At 73.4% G+C, this 15531-nt stretch carries 15 protein-coding genes and 1 pseudogene; 4 read left to right on the forward strand and 12 right to left on the reverse strand.

Annotation, left to right across the window (positions count from 1 at the left end; translation table 11 throughout):
• From AB0E19_RS12705 to AB0E19_RS12730, 6 genes and pseudogenes are all read right to left on the reverse strand, one after another.
• Positions 1-611 (reverse strand): annotated as a pseudogene (locus AB0E19_RS12705) (5,6-dimethylbenzimidazole synthase); the annotation flags it as partial.
• A 314-nt stretch (positions 612-925) separates the two neighbouring features.
• Positions 926-2149 (reverse strand): precorrin-6y C5,15-methyltransferase (decarboxylating) subunit CbiE, encoded by a 1224-nt coding sequence (gene cbiE / locus AB0E19_RS12710; RefSeq protein WP_362177582.1) that lies wholly within the window; start codon positions 2147-2149, stop codon positions 926-928.
• A gap of 73 nt (positions 2150-2222) precedes the next feature.
• Positions 2223-2858 (reverse strand): GNAT family N-acetyltransferase, encoded by a 636-nt coding sequence (locus tag AB0E19_RS12715; protein WP_362177585.1) that lies wholly within the window; start codon positions 2856-2858, stop codon positions 2223-2225.
• A gap of 138 nt (positions 2859-2996) precedes the next feature.
• Complete coding sequence (locus AB0E19_RS12720; protein WP_362177588.1) at positions 2997-3851, reverse strand: MetQ/NlpA family ABC transporter substrate-binding protein; 855 nt, start codon at positions 3849-3851, stop codon at positions 2997-2999.
• A gap of 77 nt (positions 3852-3928) precedes the next feature.
• Positions 3929-4597, reverse strand: a complete 669-nt coding sequence (locus AB0E19_RS12725) for a methionine ABC transporter permease (protein WP_031011893.1) — start codon at positions 4595-4597, stop codon at positions 3929-3931.
• Positions 4594-5667, reverse strand: coding sequence for an ATP-binding cassette domain-containing protein (locus AB0E19_RS12730; protein WP_362177593.1), 1074 nt, complete (start codon positions 5665-5667; stop codon positions 4594-4596). Before AB0E19_RS12730 ends, AB0E19_RS12725 begins: the two co-directional genes overlap by 4 nt.
• 543 nt (positions 5668-6210) lie before the next feature.
• On the opposite strand from AB0E19_RS12730, the gene AB0E19_RS12735 reads away from it, so the two are divergent.
• Together AB0E19_RS12735 and AB0E19_RS12740 are read left to right on the forward strand one after the other, a co-directional pair.
• Positions 6211-6573, forward strand: coding sequence for a hypothetical protein (locus tag AB0E19_RS12735; protein WP_169092653.1), 363 nt, complete (start codon positions 6211-6213; stop codon positions 6571-6573).
• 2 nt (positions 6574-6575) lie between these two features.
• Complete coding sequence (locus tag AB0E19_RS12740; RefSeq protein WP_362177597.1) at positions 6576-7007, forward strand: hypothetical protein; 432 nt, start codon at positions 6576-6578, stop codon at positions 7005-7007.
• A 6-nt stretch (positions 7008-7013) separates the two neighbouring features.
• On the opposite strand, the gene AB0E19_RS12745 is transcribed toward AB0E19_RS12740, so the two are convergent.
• The 3 genes from AB0E19_RS12745 to AB0E19_RS12755 all read right to left on the reverse strand — a co-directional run bounded on the left by AB0E19_RS12745 (position 7014) and on the right by AB0E19_RS12755 (position 9346).
• Positions 7014-7493, reverse strand: a complete 480-nt coding sequence (locus tag AB0E19_RS12745) for a GNAT family N-acetyltransferase (protein WP_362177600.1) — start codon at positions 7491-7493, stop codon at positions 7014-7016.
• Between the two features lie 25 nt (positions 7494-7518).
• Complete coding sequence (locus AB0E19_RS12750) at positions 7519-8061, reverse strand: sigma-70 family RNA polymerase sigma factor (RefSeq protein WP_362177603.1); 543 nt, start codon at positions 8059-8061, stop codon at positions 7519-7521.
• Between the two features lie 103 nt (positions 8062-8164).
• Complete coding sequence (locus tag AB0E19_RS12755; protein ID WP_362177606.1) at positions 8165-9346, reverse strand: glycerophosphodiester phosphodiesterase; 1182 nt, start codon at positions 9344-9346, stop codon at positions 8165-8167.
• Between the two features lie 223 nt (positions 9347-9569).
• Between AB0E19_RS12755 and AB0E19_RS12760 the strand changes: the two genes are divergently transcribed.
• Positions 9570-10244, forward strand: a complete 675-nt coding sequence (locus tag AB0E19_RS12760; RefSeq protein ID WP_362177609.1) for a lysophospholipid acyltransferase family protein — start codon at positions 9570-9572, stop codon at positions 10242-10244.
• Between the two features lie 72 nt (positions 10245-10316).
• Here AB0E19_RS12760 and AB0E19_RS12765 read toward each other — a convergent pair whose 3' ends face one another.
• The 3 genes from AB0E19_RS12765 to argH form a co-directional block, all read right to left on the reverse strand.
• On the reverse strand, positions 10317-11879 hold the full coding sequence (locus tag AB0E19_RS12765) for an MFS transporter (RefSeq protein ID WP_362177612.1): 1563 nt from the start codon (positions 11877-11879) through the stop codon (positions 10317-10319).
• Positions 11876-12427, reverse strand: a complete 552-nt coding sequence (locus tag AB0E19_RS12770) for a helix-turn-helix domain-containing protein (RefSeq protein ID WP_362177615.1) — start codon at positions 12425-12427, stop codon at positions 11876-11878. The genes AB0E19_RS12765 and AB0E19_RS12770 overlap by 4 nt, the downstream gene beginning before the upstream one ends.
• Positions 12428-12562: 135 nt before the next feature.
• Positions 12563-13993, reverse strand: coding sequence for an argininosuccinate lyase (gene argH / locus AB0E19_RS12775; protein WP_362177619.1), 1431 nt, complete (start codon positions 13991-13993; stop codon positions 12563-12565).
• Between the two features lie 348 nt (positions 13994-14341).
• On the opposite strand from argH, the gene AB0E19_RS12780 reads away from it, so the two are divergent.
• Positions 14342-15481: a hypothetical protein gene (locus AB0E19_RS12780; RefSeq protein WP_362177622.1), complete on the forward strand. Its 1140-nt coding sequence runs from the start codon at positions 14342-14344 to the stop codon at positions 15479-15481.
• Positions 15482-15531 lie beyond the last annotated feature (50 nt).

Below are 15531 nucleotides of genomic sequence, written 5' to 3' on the forward strand. Positions count from 1 at the left end.
CGGCCGGCGGCCTCGTGGGCGCCGGTGTCGAGGATGCCGGGCTCGTAGCCGTGGGCGGTGGCGACGGGCTCCTGCGGGGCGACCGGGACGCCGTGCGCCGGGGTGCCGAGCGGCACGCCCTGCGGCGGGGTGGCGCCGGGCACGGGGACGCCGTGCGCCGGAGTGACCGGGGCGGTGAGCTGGTCGGCGAGGACGAGGCCGTCCGGGAGCGGGCCGGTCAGCGGGTCCGGCAGCGGCCCGGTCAGGGGGTCGGTGAGCGGATCCGGCAGCGGGTCGGTGAGCGGGTCGCCCATCGGGACGGCCTGCACGGCGGCCTGGGGGGCGACTCCGAGGTCCTGGCCGAGGGCCTCGGGGGCCCCGCCCTGCGGCGGGACCATGGGCGGGGCGGGGACGGCGACGGGCGGGGCGGGCACCACACCGGGGGCCTGCTCGCTCCAGGCGCCCTGGGCACCCGGCATCAGCAGCATGTCGTCGTCCTCGGGGAGCTGCCCGGGGGTGGGGCCGGAGGGGTCCAGGTAGGTGTACGCGCCCGGAGCGGGGATGCCCGGCTGCTCGACCATGCCTGCGTTCTCCGGCAGTCCCTCGCCCGGGACCTGGCCGGTGTCCGTCATGCGTACCCCTCGCCCATCGTTGTCTTCGTTCGGAGCCGCGCCCGTCAACGAGAACGAGCGCCCGCGCCGCGCGGCACGGAGACGCGCCGTCACCTGAGCATTGTCGCGGCCCGCGCCCATCGTGGCAGGCGGATCCGCCACGGTGCGCTGTGGACTGCGCCACGTCGCGCCGTCCCCCCGGTGTCCCGCACGCCGGTGACCACCGAGAACGGGTCAAGACGGTCATCGATTCGGGACATTGACGAACAACCTGCCGAACATCCCCGTGCGGTACAACAATCGGCCAGCCTACCTGCCCCGGCACCCGGCCGGGGTCAGGGGGCGCCGGCGGTCCGGCGGCCGGAGAGCAGGAAGACGACGGAGCGTTCGCGCTCGGTCCAGTCGGCCGGATCGAGGCCGACGGTCTGGAGGAGAACGGTCTCGACGGCGTAGCCGCCGGCGGCGAGGGCGGTGCCGATCGCCTCGGCCTCGTCGCGGGTGGTGGCGTGGGTGGCGATCCGCTCGGGACGCCGGTCGACGCAGGCGGTGACGACGGGGACGCCGCCGGCCCCGACGCGTACGACGTCGGGTTCGGGGAGGCTCTCCAGGACGTGCGGGGCGCGCCCGGTGACGGTCTGGAGGAGGACGCCGTGGCGGCGGGCGGCGGTCTCGGTGCGGGCGCGGGCGGCGGGGTCGGCGTCGACGGCGATGACGGCGGCGCCGAAGCGGGCGGCCTCGACGGCGAAGCTGCCGCCCGCGCTGCCGACGTCCCAGACGAGGTCGCCGGTGCGGGGGCCGAGCCGGGCGAGCTGGACGGCGCGCAGGGTGGGGTCGTGGCCGATGCCGGGCCGGTCCTCGGAGCCGTACTCCTCCGGGCCGCCCGCCCAGCCGCGGACGGCTCCGGCGGCCGGGTCGTTGCCCATCAGCCAGGGGGCGGCGGAGGCCCCGGTACCGCCGGCGCCGCCGATGACGAGGACGACGTTGGGGTCGCGCCAGGTGTGGTCGGCGGCCTTGTCGGAGGTGAGGACGGAGACCTGTTCGCGGGTGGTGCCGAGCTGTTCGCAGACGACGAAGGTGCGGTGGACGCCGTCGAGCAGGAGGGCGAGTTCGGCGGGGCCGGCGCCCGGGGAGGTGAGGACGGCGACCTTGGGGTGGGCGCGGCAGACGTTGACGGCGCGGCGCAGGGTCTTCTCGTGGGCGACGACGACGCGGGCGTCGTCCCAGGGCATGCCGGCCCGGGCGAAGGCGGCCGCGACGGAGGAGACGGCCGGGACGACCTCGACCTCCAGGCCGTGCTCGGGGGCGCGCAGGGCGCGGACGACGCCGAAGAATCCGGGGTCCCCGTCGGCGAGGACGACGGCGGTGCCGCGGTGGCCCGCGATCCGGCGGGCGGCGAGGCCGACGCTGCCGAGGCGGACGCGCTCGGCGCCGGCGGGTACTTCGGGGAGCGCCAGGTGGTGGGCGGCGCCGGCCACCAGGGTGGCGGCCGAGAGCGCGGAGCCGGCCGCGGCGGTGAGGGGCGAGCCGTCCCAGCCGATCACCGTGACCCGATCGGCCATCGCGTCTGTCTCCTGTGGTGTCGTCGCAGGTCGGGGGCGTGTCGAGAGTACCCCGGGCCGGCGTCCGGAACGCTCAGCTCCAGTCGGTGTACGAGGAGTATCCGGCCTCGGCCATCTGGTCGGCGACGCCGTCGAGGTCCTCGGGAAGGAGGCCCCAGAGGATGAGGTCGGTGCGGATGTCGGTCCACTCGCCGCTCTCGGTGAGGCTGCGCGCTATCCAGGCGTTGCGCAGCACGCCCTCGCTGATGCAGCCGATCTTCTGGGCGACCTGCTGGGAGGCGGTGTTGTCGGCGGCGGTGCGCAGCTGGAGGCGTTCGAAGCCGCGGTCGCGGAAGAGCCACTGGGCGACGGCGAGGACGGACTCGGTGGCGTATCCCTCGCCGCGGGCCCAGGGGGCGGTGACGTACGCGACCTCGGTGGCCCGGACGCGCCAGTCGGTGGAGTGGAGGTGGACGGTGCCGACCAGACGCTGCGTCAGGAACTCGGTGACGGCGAGGACGATGCCGCGGCCGCCGGTCCGTTCGGCGGGGGCGATCCGGCGGACCCAGTCCTCGGCGTGGGCACGGGTGTACGGATGCGGCACCGAGGTCCAGGCGGTGACGAGTTCGTCGTTCATCATCTCGACGAAGGCGGGGATGTCGGCTTCCTCGTACGGGCGCAGCACCAGTCGCTCCGTGTTGATGGAGACGTCCGGGAAGGTGGTAGTCATGCGCAGCTCCATACGTGAAGACCGTGAAGGCACAGCATGCAGCATGGCGTGGCCGACGCGCATGCGCGGGTGAGCCCAAGGCCCCGCGCGCCGGACGGGGCGTGCGGGGCCTTGGGGTGAAGGACTGTACCCGGGGCCTTACTTGGCGGCGCCGAAGGCGGGGGTGACGGAGCCCTTGTAGGTGTCCTCGATGTACTTCTTGACCTCGGGCGAGTTGAGGAGCTTGGCGAGCTTCTCGACCCGGGGGTCGTTCTCGTTGCCCTTCTTGACGGCGAGGAGGTTGGCGTAGGGGTTGCCCTCGCCCTTCTCCAGGACGAGGGCGTCCTTCGCCGGGGAGAGGTCGGCCTCGATCGCGTAGTTGCCGTTGATGACGGCGGCGTCGACGTCGTTCAGGGCGCGGGGCACGGTGGCGGCCTCCAGCTCCTTGAACTCCAGGCCCTTCTTGTCGGTGATGTCGGAGAGCTTGGCGTCGGTGCCGACGCCGTCCTTGAGGGTGATGAGGCCGTTGTCGGCGAGGAGGTGGAGGGCGCGGCCCTCGTTGGTGGTGTCGTTGGGGACGGCGATGGTCTGGCCGGCCTTGATGTCCTTGAGGGACTTCACGGACTTGGAGTAGACGCCGAGCGGCTCCAGGTGGACGTCGACCACGGGGACGATGGTGGTCTTGTTCTTCGCGTTGAAGTCGTCCAGGTAGGGCTTGTGCTGGAAGAAGTTGGCGTCGACCTGGCCGTTCTGGGTGGCGGTGTTCGGCAGGACGTAGTCCGTGAACTCCTTCACCTCCAGCTTCAGGCCCTCCTTGGCCGCCAGGTTGTCCTGGACGAACTTGAGGATGTCGGCGTGGGGCGTCGGGGACGCGGCGACGACGAGCGCCTCGTCGGCGGAGCCGGCCTTGTCCTTGGCGGAGGACGGGTCCGAGGAGGTGCCGCAGGCGGTGAGGCCGAGGGCGAGGGCGGTGACGGAAGCGAAGCCGGCGGCGAGCTTGATGTTCTTACGCACGAAGAGTGCCTCTTTCTTGTGGAGCGGTGGACGCCTGGACAACAAGTCCGGGCTCAGGGGGGTGGTCTGGGGGGCCGTCAGGCGGTGCGGCCGCGGCGGGCGAGGAGCCGTACGACCCCGTCGCCGAGGAGCTGGACGATCGTGACGATGGCGACCAGGACGACGACGGTGACGAGCATGAAGGTGGTGTCGAAGCGCTGGTAGCCGTAGGTGACGGCCTTGGAGCCGAGTCCCTCGCCGCCGACCGCGCCGGCCATCGCGGAGTAGCCGATGAGCACGATGACGGTGGTGGTGACGGCGGCGACCAGCGACGGCAGGGCCTGCGGGAGCAGCACCTTGCGGACGATGGTCGGGATGCCGCCGCCCATGGACTGGACGGCTTCGACGAGCCCGTGGTCGACCTCGCGGATGGCGGTCTCGACGAGGCGCGCGAAGAAGGGGATGGCGCCGATGGCGAGCGGCACGATCATCGCGGTGGGGCCGATGAAGGTGCCGACGACGAAGGTCGTGAAGGGGATCAGGGCGATCAGCAGGATGATGAACGGCAGCGAGCGGCCGATGTTCACGATCGCACCGACGACCTTGTTGACGGGCCGGTTCTGGAGCAGTCCGCCCTTGTCGGTGAGGACGAGGAGGATGCCGAGCGGGAGGCCGCCGACGATGGTGACGACGGTGGCCCACAGGACCATGTAGAGGGTGTCGACCGTGCCCTGTTCGAGCAGGGGGCGCATCTCTTCCCAGGTCACTTGGCACTCTCCTTCGCGAGCACGTGCGGCTGCTGTACGGGGACGGCGGGGGCGGCCTCGGCCTGCGGGTCGTCGACGGGCTCGACCTGGAGGCCCTGCTCGCGGAGGAAGCCGATCGGGACGACGTTCTCCTCGTACCGGCCGGGCAGTTCGATCCGCATCCGGCCGATCTGCTTCCCGCCGACGGTGTCCATCGCGGCCCCGAGGATGGAGATGTCGATGTTGTACGTGCGGGAGAGCTGGGAGATCACCGGCTGGGTGGCGGCCTCGCCGTGGAAGGTGACGTCGACGACGGTGCGGTCGGCGCCGGTGGCCTGGCCGCTGACCGGGAAGAGCTCGGCGGCCAGCTGGGAGCCGGGGGTGGCGAGGAGTTCGGCGACCGTGCCGGACTCGACGATCCGGCCCTTCTGCATGAGGGCGGCGGAGTCGCAGATGGTCTTGACGACGTCCATCTCGTGCGTGATGAGCAGGACGGTGAGGCCGAGCTGCCGGTTGAGGTCGCGCAGGAGCTGGAGGATCGAGCGGGTGGTCTCCGGGTCGAGGGCGCTGGTGGCCTCGTCGGAGAGGAGGACCTTGGGCTCGCCGGCGAGGGCGCGGGCGATGCCGACGCGCTGCTTCTGGCCGCCGGAGAGCTGGCCCGGGTAGTTCTTCGCCTTGTCGGCGAGGCCGACGAGGTCGAGGAGTTCGAGGGCCCGGCGGGAGCGCTCGGCGCCCGGGACGCCGAGGATCTCCAGGGGGAGCTCGATGTTGTCCTTGACGGTGCGCGAGGACAGCAGGTTGAAGTGCTGGAAGACCATGCCGATGCTGCTGCGTGCCCGGCGCAGGTCCTTGCCGGCGCGGCGGCCCTTGCCGGCGAGGGCGGTGAGGTCGACGCCGTCGACGGTCACCGTGCCGGAGGTGGGGCGCTCCAGGAGGTTGACGCAGCGGATCAGCGAGGACTTGCCGGCGCCGCTCTGGCCGATCACGCCGAAGACCTCGCCCTCGCGGACGTGGAGGTCGACGCCGTCCAGGGCGGTGACCTGGCGGCCGCGTGACTCGTAGACCTTGGTCAGGCCCGAAGTGGTGATCACAGGGGTTTCCGTCACTGTCGAGTGCGCGACGCGTGGGTCCGCCGTGCACGGGGCATTCGTCATTTCGGACAGTCAGGCGCACGGGGGGCCGTACCGGCGGGGCCGGGGAGGCGGTGTGCGCGGGGCGGGCACGGTCCGGCGCCGGTGGGGCGGTCGGATCGGCTCGGCCGTCGGGGTCTCGCTTCGGGGCGCGAGGCTCAGGCGGGGGCCCTCAGATGGCGCACATTCGACACATGCGAAGAGCACCGGGCGTCTGGATCGCCTCGGTCGCAAGGATGCGGCTGCTCGTCGTGGTCATGGCTGCAAGTAAAGCATGCGCAGGTGCGAACGGAAGTCCGGTGTCCGCATTCCGGACGCTACTGAGACGTGGGGTGGACGGCCGTACGGGGCTCCGCGCCGTGCGCGGCCTGCGCGGGAGCGGGTCCCGGAGGGGCGGCCCGCGGCGCCCGGTGTGGCCAAGGCCACGGTCGCGCGGCGGGCTTCCGGCGGGGCTCGACGGGGCCGAGCGCATCGGGCCATTCGGCCCGTAATACCCTCGGGCGCATGCTTGACGCCCTCACGGTCGCGGTCTCGGTGGCCGCGCTCGCCCTCGCCGCCTGGTGCGGCTTCGCCGCCTACCGGGACCAGCCCACCAAGGACTGGCACTTCATCGGCATGGCCGTGGTGACCTTCCTGGTCCTGGTCCAGCTGATCGTCGGCATCGTGCAGCTGGTCCGCGGCGAGACGGCCGAGGAGGGGACGGTCATCTTCGTCTCCTACCTGCTCGGCGCGCTGTGCGCGGTGCCGATCGCCGGCTTCATGTCGCTGGCGGAGCGGAGCCGCTGGGGTTCGGCGACGGTGGCGGCGGGCGCGGTCGTGCTCGCCGTCCTGGAAGTGCGTCTCTTCGACATCTGGACGGTGGGCTGACCATGGCGGAGACGGTGGGGACGGCACAGGACGCGAAGCCGGGGCGGACCCGGCTCGTCACGGGCCCGGGCATGCTGCTCGTCTGGCTGTACGGCGTGATGTCGGTGGGCGCGGTCTCGCGCTCGATCTACCAGGTGTCGACCGAGTTCGACCGGGCCCCGCTGGCGTACGCGCTCTCGGCGGTGGCGGCGGTCGTGTACGTCTTCATCACGTACACGCTGGTGCGCGGCGGGGAGGCGGCCCGCAGGGCGGCGCTGGTGTGCTGCGCCGCCGAGCTCGCGGGCGTGCTGGTGGTGGGGACGTGGACGCTGGTCGAGCCGTCCGCCTTCCCGGACGCGACGGTCTGGTCGGACTTCGGGTACGGCTACGTCTTCATCCCGGTGCTGCTGCCGCTGACGGGCATCTGGTGGCTCAGGCGGTCGCGTACCGCCTGAGCGGTGTCAGGCGGCCTTCTCCAGGGTGACGAGGGTGAGCCGGGGGCCGACCTCGCGGGCGCCGACCTGGGCGTAGCCCCGGGCGCGGTAGAGGCGGAGGTTGCCCTCGCTGCGGTGGCCGGTGAAGAGCTGGAAGCGCTTGGGCGCGGTGTCCGCCGCGGCGAAGTGGCGCTCGATGGCGTCGAGGAGCCGGCCGCCGATGCCGTGGCGGCGCAGCCGCGGGTGGACGATGAGCTTGGCGATGTGGACGGTGCCGTCCTCGTCGGTGCGGGCGCGGACGGAGGCGACGACCTCGTCGCCGAGCCGGGCCACCAGGGCGTGGCCCTCCGCGAGCTCGGCGCGGATGGCGTCGAGCCGCTGGGTGAGCGGCTCGATGGACCAGTCGCCGTACAGCTCGGCCTCGCTCTGGTAGCAGAGGTACTGGAGCTTCAGGATCTGCTCCGCGTCGTCCGCGGCCGCCGCCGAGATGGTCACACTCAGGCCCATGTGCGCATGCCTCCCGCTCATCTGATCACCGATCGGTACCCCGCACCCTTCCCCGTCGACCGGATGCGGGAACCTCTGCCGCGAGCATTCTGCGCAGGCATCCCAGGCAACGGGAACGCATCGGCCCCAGACTGCCTTGTGAGATACCCAACGCTCCTGCGATTTCCCGGTAGGTGGGGTCCGCGGGGTCGAGCATCGCGTGCAGGAGGCGGGGGCAGCGGCCGGGCGTCCTGGTGACGGCGGCCCGCAGGGTGCGGCGGCGTTCGGCGGTGAGGGCGGAGCCCTCGGGGCCCGGCGCCTCGTGGGCTGCGTCGGGCGGGGCGTCGCCGTGGTAGGGGCGCTCCCGTCCGCTGGTGCGGCGGGCCAGGCGGGCCTCGGCGCGGACGGCCCGGCGGAGCCAGTCGGCGGGACGCTCGGGGGCGTCGTCGGCGCTGAGCCGCTCCAGGAGGCGGAGCCAGACGGCCTGTTCGAGGTCGGCGGGGTCGATCCCGGCGGCCGCGGCCTCGGCCCGCGACTCGGCGGCGAGGAGCGGGGTGAGGGTGGCGAGGAGGGATTCCGGGGAGGTCATGCCCGCCACGATGCGGCGGCGCGGGGGCGCGGTTGCGCCCCGGCTCGGGAACCACCCGGTCGGCGTACGGCGCGGTACGCGCCGACCGGGCGGCGATCCCGGGTCAGCGGGTGCGGAAGTCCTCGGCGGCGAGGAGGGCGGTGTCGGGGTTGTCCGAGAAGATGCCGTCGATGCCGGTCTCGAAGTACCGCTCCAGGGCGCCGAAGGCGTCGCCGTAGGCGGCCGGGTCGGTGCCCTCGCGGAAGTCGGCCGGCAGGAAGGCGTTCTCGTTGCGCTGGGTGTACGGGTGGAGGACCAGGCCCTCGGCGTGGGCGTCCCGCACCAGGGTGGTGGGGGTGGTGAGCCGGCCCGTGGCGTCCTTGGGGATCACCAGGTCGAGGGTGGGGCCGATGCCCTGGGCGTACGAGGCGATCCAGCGCAGTCCGGCCGGGGTGACGAGGTCGGCGACGGTGCGCGGGTCACCGGACTCGACGAAGTCCCAGGGGCGGGTGGCCGCGCCGGAGAGCAGCACCACCAGCGGGGAGTCGACCAGCTTCGACAGGCGCTGGATGCTGCCCGGCTCGAAGGACTGCAGGAAGACGGCGGAGTCCGCGCGGTGGCGGCCGTAGCGGCGGAGCAGCTTCGCCAGGCGCTCCTCCAGGCCGAGGCCGAGGGAGCGGAAGTAGGTGGGGTGCTTGGTCTCGACGTGGAGCCAGATCTCGCGGCCCCGGCGGCGGCCCTCCTCGTCGGCCCAGCGCAGGACCTCCTCGAAGGTGGGGACGGTCCACCGGCCGTCGTAGAGGGTGTTCTCCTGGCGGGTGCCGGGGATGCGCTCCTTGGCGCGCAGGGTCTTCAGCTCGGCGAGCGTGAAGTCCTCGGTGAACCAGCCCGTGTAGGAGACCCCGTCGACGGTCCTGGTGGTCTTCCGGCCGGCGAACTCGGGGTGGTCGGCGACGTCGGTGGTGCCGGTGATGTCGTTCTCGTGGCGGCAGACCAGGTGCCCGTCCTTGGTGGGGACGAGGTCCTGCTCGATGACGTGGGCGCCGAGGTCCAGGGCGTGCCGGTAGGAGCCGAGGGTGTGCTCGGGGCGGTAGCCGCTGGCGCCCCGGTGGGCGATGACGGTCGGGACGGGGAGCGAGCGGTAGCCGCGGCCGTGCCCGTGGTCCCGGCCGTGCGGGCGGCCGGTCTCGGCGGCCTGCGCGGTCCCCGCGCCGGCGGCGAGCCCGGCGGTGACGCCGAACGCGGCGGCGCCGGCCGCTCCGAGTACCGAGCGGCGGGCCGGGGTCCGGGGTGCGCCCTGGGTCATGGGGGTCCTCCTGTGTGATGTCCCGCACCTGTCGTCGGGTGGACCCGACGGTAGGGACCGCGCCCCTACGGGCGGCAGACCCTTGCGGAACATGGCGGAAACACGCGTCAACACCGTGTATCCGTTCGGTGAACCCGATGTGCGCACGGCGGTGACCCGCGAGTATCGTCCGGTGCTGCACCGTCGGCTCTCCGGAGCCGCCCGCCCGACACCGGAGGAACCGTTGTCCCGTCACGCGATCGTCAAGGCCACCCTCGGTCCGATCCTGCGTCTGATGTTCCGCCCCCGTGTCGAGGGCGCCGAGAACGTCCCCGGGACCGGGCCGGTGATCCTCGCGGGCAACCACCTCACCTTCATCGACTCGATGATCATGCCGATCTGCCTGGACCGCCAGGTCTTCTTCATCGGCAAGGACGAGTACGTGACCGGCAAGGGCGTCAAGGGCCGGCTGATGGCCTGGTTCTTCACCAGCGTCGGCATGATCCCGGTGGACCGGGACGGCGGCCGGGGCGGCGTGGCGGCGCTGATGACGGGCCGCCGGGTCATCGAGGAGGGCAAGATCTTCTCGATCTACCCGGAGGGCACCCGCTCCCCCGACGGCCGGCTGTACCGGGGGCGCACGGGCGTGGCGCGGCTGACGCTGATGACCGGCGCGCCGGTGATCCCCTTCGCGATGATCGGCACGGACCGGGCGCAGCCGGGCGGCGCGGGCTTCCCGCGTCCGGTGCAGGTGACCGTCCGCTTCGGCGAGCCGATGGAGTTCTCCCGCTACGAGGGCATGGACCGCGACCGGTACGTGCTGCGCGCGGTGACGGACTCGGTGATGGCGGAGGTCATGCGGCTGTCGGGCCAGGAGTACGTCGACATGTACGCCACGAAGGCGAAGGAGGCCGCGTAGCGGTCGGCCGTACGCGACGAGGGCGCCCCCGGGATCGTTCCGGGGGCGCCCTCGCGCGTGGGGCGGGGTGCGTCAGTGCTCGACGGCGCCGTCCGCGAGCTTCTGGTCCCTGAGGAGGAACCAGGCGGCGACGGCGGTGGCGAGGAGGACGGCCGCGCCGACGCCGGCGGCGATCCGCAGGCCGTCGACGAAGGCCTCCTGGGCGGCCGAGACGAGGGCGCCGGCCCGCTCCGGGGCGAGGGCCGAGGACGCCTCGACGGCGCCGCCCAGCGAGTCGTGGGCGGCCGCGGCGACGTCCGAGGGGATGCCGGCCGGGGTGGTGAAGCCCCGGTAGACACCGGTCACGATGGAGCCGAGTACGGCGATGCCGAGGGCGGCGCCGAGCTCGTACGCGGTCTCGGAGACGGCGGACGCGGCGCCGGCCTGCTCCTTGGGGACGCTGGAGAGGATCACGTCGGCGGTGACGGTGAAGGCGAGGCCCGCGCCGACGCCGACGACGAGGAGGCTCGCGCCGAGGACCGGGTAGCCGGTGGTCTGCCCGATGGCGGTCAGGACCGCGAGGGCGAGGCCGATGGCGGCGAGACCGCCGGCGACGGCCGAGCGGACCGAGAAGCGGCGGGCGAACCGGCCGGCGAGCAGACCGGCGGTCACCGAGCCGATCGCGGCGGGCAGTTCGGCGAGGCCGGCCTCCAGCGGGGAGCGGCCCTGGACCAGCTGGAAGAACTGGGACAGGAAGAACACCAGGCCGGCGAGGCCGAGGATGGTCAGCAGGTCGCCGAGGACGGCGCCGGAGAAGCCGCGGTTGCGGAAGAGGCGCATGTCCAGGAGCGGCGCCGGCAGGGTGAGCTGGCGGCGGACGAAGCCGGTGAGGCCGCCGGCGCCGACGAGCGCGGCGACGGCCACGTCGAGGGTGGGGCCGTGCGAGGCCAGTTCCTTGATCGCGTAGACGACGCCGATCATGCCGACGAGGGAGAGCGCGACGCTGGGGAGGTCCCACGGGCCCGGGTTCGGGTTCTTCGACTCGGGGATCAGCTTGGCGCCGATGACGACCAGGACGGCCATCACGGGCAGGTTGATGAGGAAGACCGAGCCCCACCAGAAGTGCTCCAGGAGGAAACCGCCGACGACCGGGCCGACGGCGGCGCCGGCCGAGGCCATCGCGCCCCAGATGCCGATGGCGAGGCTGCGCTCGCGCGGGTCGTGGAAGAGGTTCCGGATGAGGGCCAGGGTGGACGGCATCAGGGTCGCGCCGGCGACGCCGAGGAGGGCGCGGGCGGCGATCATCATCTCGGGGCTGGTCGCGTAGGCGTTCAGGACCGAGACGGCGCCGAACGCGACGGCGCCCACGAGGAGGAGCTTCTTGCGGCCGATGCGGTCGCCGAGGCTGCCCATGGAGACCAGCAGACCGGCGATGACGAAGGAGTAGACGTCGCCGATCCAGAGCAGCTGGGTGCCGGTCGGCTTCAGGTCCTCGGAGAGGAAGGGGGTCGCCAGGCCGAGCACGGTGGCGTCCACGGCCACGAGCAGCACGGCCAGGACGAGCGCGGCGAGGGCGAGCCACCGGCCGGGACGGCGCACGCCCTCGGTATGGCTCTCCTCGTTGCCCTTGTCGTAGCGGACGGTTTCGGTGGTCACTTCTCCACGCTCCTGCGCGCTCCGCCGAGCAGCAGCTCGGCGATCATGTAAGAAAAGTCGTTGGCGGCTACCCGCCCGTCGGCGACGGCCCAGGCGCCCGAGCCGATCAGCCCGTAGAAGGCCTCGCAGAGCCAGGCGGGGCTGAGGTCGATCCGGAAGGTGCCCTCCTCCTGGCCGCGCCGGAAGAGGGCGGCGAGGCGGGCGTCGAGGCGGGCCCAGCCCTCGTTCTGCCCGTCCCCCTCGAACAGCTGGTTCTCGGTGACGAGGAAGGCGAGCAGGGGGGCGGCGGGCTCGGAGGCGGCGACGAGCCGGCGGACGGCCTCGTCGGCCGGCCCCTCCTCGATCCGGGCCGCGTCGAGCGCGGCCTCCGCCTCCTCGATGCACATCTGCTCCAGCGCCCGCACCAGCGCGTCCCGCCCGGCGAAGTGCCGGTGCAGCGTGGCCCGCCCGATACCCGCGGCCCGGGCGACCTCGTCCATGGTGGCGGTCGCCTTGCGGGAGAGCAGGGCGGCGGCGGCGCGGAGCACCTGGGTGCGGTCGACTGACATGAGACGACCATACACCGTGTGAGACATTCTTGTCTCACATAAGACGTGGGCGACTCACCGTTTCCCCGCGCGGAAACGCCGGAAGGCCCCACGAGGGGGCCTTCCGGTGGAGCGGGGTTCCGCTGTTCGCCTCGGCTACTTCTGCTTGGCGGTGGACCAGGCGTGCTGGATGACCAGGTCGGCCTTGACCTCGACGAGCTGGGCGGCGACGGCGGAGGGGGCGGTGCCGCCGCGGCCGTCGCGCGAGGCGAGGGCGCCGGGGACGTTGAGCACGGTGCGGACCTCGGGGGTGAGGTGCTCGGAGATCTTCGCGAACTGCTCGTCCGTGAGCCCGTCCAGCTCCTTGCCCTCGGACTCGGCGACCTTCACGCACTCACCGGCGACCTCGTGCGCGACGCGGAACGGCACGCCCTGCTTGACCAGCCACTCGGCGATGTCGGTCGCGAGCGAGAAGCCGGCCGGGGCCAGTTCCTCCATGCGCTCGCGGTTGACGGTGAGCGTGGCCATCATGCCGGTGAAGGCGGGGAGCAGGACCTCCAGCTGGTCGCAGGAGTCGAAGACCGGCTCCTTGTCCTCCTGGAGGTCGCGGTTGTAGGCGAGCGGCAGCGCCTTCAGGGTGGCCATCAGGCCGGAGAGGTTGCCGATGAGGCGGCCGGACTTGCCCCGGGCCAGTTCGGCGATGTCCGGGTTCTTCTTCTGCGGCATGATCGACGAGCCGGTGGAGAAGGCGTCGTGGAGGGTGACGAAGGAGAACTCCTTCGTGTTCCAGATGATGATCTCCTCGGCGATCCGGGAGAGGTTCACCCCGATCATCGCGGTGATGAAGGCGAACTCGGCGACGAAGTCGCGGGAGGCCGTGCCGTCGATCGAGTTGCCCGCGCTGCCCCGCTCGAAGCCGAGGTCCTTCGCGACGGCCTCCGGGTCGAGACCGAGGGAGGAGCCGGCGAGGGCGCCGGAGCCGTACGGGGAGACCGCCGTCCGGGTGTCCCACTGGCGCAGCCGCTCGGCGTCCCGGGAGAGGGACTGCACGTGGGCGAGGACGTGGTGGGCGAAGAGCACCGGCTGGGCGTGCTGGAGGTGGGTCCGGCCGGGCATGGCGACGTCCGGGTGCGCCTCGGCGAGGCCGACGAGCGCGTCCTGGAGGTCGGCGATCAGGCCGCCGATGGTCCGGGCGTGGTCGCGGAGGTACATCCGGAAGAGGGTGGCGACCTGGTCGTTCCGGGACCGGCCGGCGCGCAGCTTGCCGCCGAGCTCGGCGCCGAGGCGCTCCAGGAGGCCGCGCTCCAGGGCGGTGTGGACGTCCTCGTCGGCGATGGTGCCGACGAAGGAGCCGTCGGCGACGTCCGCCTCCAGCCGGTCCAGGCCCGCGAGCATGCGGGTCAGCTCGTCCTCGGTGAGCAGTCCGGCCTTGTGCAGCACGCGCGCGTGGGCCCGGGATCCGGCGATGTCGTAGGGCGCGAGGCGCCAGTCGAAGTGGACGGAGGCGGAGAGCTTCGCGAGGGCCTCGGCCGGACCGTCGGCGAAACGCCCGCCCCAGAGCCGGACGTCACCGTTGTTGCTGCTCACTTCTGGTTGCTCCTCGCCTCGATGATCCGAAACCCTTGATGCATGAGTATGCAGAACTCCGCATGATTCGTCAATCGGCGCCACGGGGGACGGAACCCGCGAGCGAGGACGGACGGCACGGGGACACGGTCCGCCGCACGACGACCGCGCAGCCGCCGGGACCCACGCACCACCTTCGCCGGGGAGAACGCCTCCCGCACGGCAAGGACACGCTCGCGGCGGTGGGTGCCGGACGCGCGGAGGACCGGGCACGGCTCGACGCCGACACCGCCCAGGGCCCACGAGGGCGCGCTCCGCGCCCTCGAAAACCGCGAGCGAGGGCGGGCGGGCGGCGTCTAGCCTCCCCGCATGACACACGAGGCGGAAGCGCGGAAGGCCGCGGCAGGGCGCCTGGGCCAGGGGTTCCCCCTGCACCGGGTGCTGGACGTGACGCGGCCCAAGGCCTGGGCGGACCTGGACGAGGACGTACGACAGGCGGTCCGCCACGACGCCGTCACGCCCTCCCACGGGTGGCTCACCGGGGCCCACGTCCCCGGGGGGCGGGGGCTCCGGGACCGGGCCGCCGACCGGGTGCGGGAGACGCCCACCGAGGCGCAGCTCGCGCTCGCGCTGTGCGACCCTGACGGCCGGATCCGGCAGGCCGCACTGTCGTACACGGCGGGGCGGCCCGAGGCGCTGCCGCTGGTCGCGGTCAGGGCGGCGGACTGGGCGGCGCCGGTACGCGCGCGTGCGCTGCACCTGCTGCGGGAGGCACTGCCCGGCGCCTCCGCGCCGACGCTCGCGGTCACCGCGCCGGTGATCCTGCGGCTCGGCCGGCGGCTCCGGGGCGGCGCGGCCGCGGAACTCCTGGACGGTCTGCTGCGCGACGGCGACCCGGCGCGGGTGGGCGGGCTGCTGTCCGGCTGCCTCGACGGCCCGACCCGGCGCGCCGCGCTCTCCGTCGCCCTCGACCGCGGGCTGTACGACGGCCTCGGCCTCGCCCTGGTGGCCGCCGGGGACCACGACCCCCTGGTGCAGGAGCGGGCCGCCTCGGCCGCGGTGGCAGCGGACGAGCCGGACGCCACCGTGCCCGTCCTGCTGGGGGCCCGGTTCGGGCGGGTGCGGGCGGCCGGCGTCACCGCGCTGCGCGGGGCGGGCCGGCACGCGGAGGCGGAGCCGTATCTCTACGACCGTTCGGGGCGGACCCGGGCCTGCGCCCGGTGGGTGCTGCGGCAGGGCGGGGGCGATCCGGTGGCCGCGTACCGGTCCGCCTGCGCGGGCCCCGACGTGCCGGACAGGGCGCCGCTCGGGCTCGGTGAGTGCGGGTCGCGGAGCGTGGACGTGCCGCTGCTGCGGGAGTTGACGGGGCACCGGAACGGCCGGGTGCGGGCCTCGGCGGTGGCCGGGCTGCGGCTGCTCGACGCGGTGGAGCCCCGGCGGATGAAGGCCCTGCTCGACGACCCCGAGCCCGCCGTCGTGCGCGCAGCCCGGCGGGCGCTGTGGTCGTGACGCGCCCCCCATTCCGTGAGAGGGCGCGTCACCCCGGGTCGCCACCACCG

This window comes from Streptomyces sp. NPDC047974, from assembly GCF_040653375.1.
In the GTDB taxonomy this organism is placed as follows: domain Bacteria; phylum Actinomycetota; class Actinomycetes; order Streptomycetales; family Streptomycetaceae; genus Streptomyces.

Bases quoted from the DNA above. Each gene is read 5' to 3' on its own strand.
- AB0E19_RS12745 (WP_362177600.1), bottom strand. From the start codon at position 7,493: ATGGGCCTGAGTGTGACCATCTCGGCGGCGGCCGCGGACGACGCGGAG.
- cbiE (WP_362177582.1), bottom strand. From the start codon at position 2,149: ATGGCCGATCGGGTCACGGTGATCGGCTGGGACGGCTCGCCCCTCACC.
- AB0E19_RS12740 (WP_362177597.1), top strand. From the start codon at position 6,576: ATGGCGGAGACGGTGGGGACGGCACAGGACGCGAAGCCGGGGCGGACC.
- AB0E19_RS12715 (WP_362177585.1), bottom strand. From the start codon at position 2,858: ATGACTACCACCTTCCCGGACGTCTCCATCAACACGGAGCGACTGGTG.
- AB0E19_RS12755 (WP_362177606.1), bottom strand. From the start codon at position 9,346: ATGACCCAGGGCGCACCCCGGACCCCGGCCCGCCGCTCGGTACTCGGA.
- AB0E19_RS12735 (WP_169092653.1), top strand. From the start codon at position 6,211: ATGCTTGACGCCCTCACGGTCGCGGTCTCGGTGGCCGCGCTCGCCCTC.
- AB0E19_RS12770 (WP_362177615.1), bottom strand. From the start codon at position 12,427: ATGTCAGTCGACCGCACCCAGGTGCTCCGCGCCGCCGCCGCCCTGCTC.
- AB0E19_RS12750 (WP_362177603.1), bottom strand. From the start codon at position 8,061: ATGACCTCCCCGGAATCCCTCCTCGCCACCCTCACCCCGCTCCTCGCC.
- AB0E19_RS12780 (WP_362177622.1), top strand. From the start codon at position 14,342: ATGACACACGAGGCGGAAGCGCGGAAGGCCGCGGCAGGGCGCCTGGGC.